1 protein-coding gene is annotated in these 1,668 nt (G+C 74.0%); it reads left to right on the top strand.

Annotated elements, in window-relative coordinates:
- Positions 1–1,465, top strand: a 1,465-nt coding sequence (locus QH283_RS26315) for a DUF2207 family protein (RefSeq protein ID WP_280505624.1), incomplete at its 5' end; no start/stop codon positions are given.
- Positions 1,466–1,668 lie beyond the last annotated feature (203 nt).

Here is a 1,668-nt window from a genome sequence, read left to right as displayed (position 1 = left end):
GAAGGTGACCGTCCCGGAGGGGGACGAGTTCCGCATGTCGCTGCCGCTGCGGCTACAGGTCGAGCCCGACGTCGAGCGCCGATTCGCGGTCACCGACGTCGAGACCACCGGCGTCGGCAGCACCACCACGGCCGACGACCGCTTCACCGTCATCGCCCCGCCCGGCGAGTCCACCTTCCGCTATTCGGTGCACAACACCGTCGGCGACGCCCCGAACAGCCAGGTCTTCCACTGGCTCGGCGTGGTCGACACCGACATCGCCGCGATCAGCGCGGCGCTCGTCGCGCCGAGCTACGAACTGGCCATCGTCGACTGCACCCTCGGCCCGCCCGGCAACACCCGCCCGTGCGCCGACGTGCGCACCGAGGCCATCGGCGTGCTGCACCTCGAGCAGACCGACATCCGCAAGGGCGACGCCATCGATCTCACCGTGCAGATCCCGCCGGGCACGGTGCCCGCCAACGCCGACGTCATCGACCACAACGCGCCTGGCCCGTTCTCGGTCAGCACCCCCGTGGTGATCGCCTTCACCGCACTGGCCGCGCTGCTCGCCGCGCTGGCCGGGCTGGTCTGGCGGGCCAGGCGCGCGAACGAGTCCGCCGCGACCGGCTCGGAGGTGCTCGACCCGCTGGATCGCGCCGACGGGCACGTGCGCTTCGTCTCCCCCGAGGGCGTCCTGCCCGGCGAGGCGGGCCTGCTGCTCGACGAGCACGTCGACCCGATCGACATCGCCGCCACCGTGGTCGATCTCGCGGTGCGCCGCTACCTGTGGATCACCCGCATCGCCAAGGACGACTGGCGTGTCACCAGGGTCAACGACCCCGACGACCAGTTGCGCGGCTACGAGCGCGCCGTCTACCGCGCGCTGCTGCCCGACGGCGTGGACGCGGTCACCCTGAAGGAAGTGCGCGATTCCGGTCGCGCGCAGCATGATTCGGTGCGCACCGCGATGATCGCCGACTCGGTGCGACGCGGCACCTTCGTCGACCGCAAGCGTCCCGGCCCCTACCACTGGTTCGGCGGCGCGCTGGCCCTGGCCGGCCTGATCGCCACCGTCGGCCTCGCCGTCACCTCCGGCTACGCGCTGGTCGGCGTCGCCGTCCTGCTCGCGGGCGTGGCCGTGGCGCTGCTGCCGAACTACCTGCCCGCACGAACCGCGCTCGGCACCGACATCGCCCGCCGCGTGCGCGCCCTGCAACGCGGCCTCGACACCGTCCGCATCGACGACATCCCCGCCACCGACCAGGAGACCGTCTTCTCCCGCGCCCTGCCCTACACCGTGGCCTCGGGCCGGGTCGACAGCTGGGTCCGCGCCTTCCGCCGGATCGATCCCAGCGACGACTCCCAGCCCGGCCTGTACTGGTTCGGCGGCTACGAGCGCGATCGCGATCTCCAGCGGTTCGCCGGCGACTTCCCCTTCTTCATCACCGCCGTCGAGGGACTGTTCGCTCCGCCGAGGCACTGAGCAACGACCCGCCGGGGGCGCGTTGCGGACGCGCCCCGCGCGGCGACCCCGGTCGGCGACGAGCCGGCGGACGGCATGTGTGCGGGCCCGGGGGGAAGAGGGCCCCGGGGGCCCCCCAAGGCCGGGGGGGCGGCGCGGGGGGCGCGGGGGCCGCAACCCCGGCCCCCCCTAGGCGGCGCAACCCGGGCCCGCGGCGGGGGCCC

The organism is Nocardia farcinica, from assembly GCF_029867845.1.
Classification (GTDB): domain Bacteria; phylum Actinomycetota; class Actinomycetes; order Mycobacteriales; family Mycobacteriaceae; genus Nocardia; species Nocardia farcinica_A.
The sequence above is the reverse complement of the archived record's forward strand: the minus strand, read 5'-3'. Positions and strand labels throughout refer to the sequence as shown.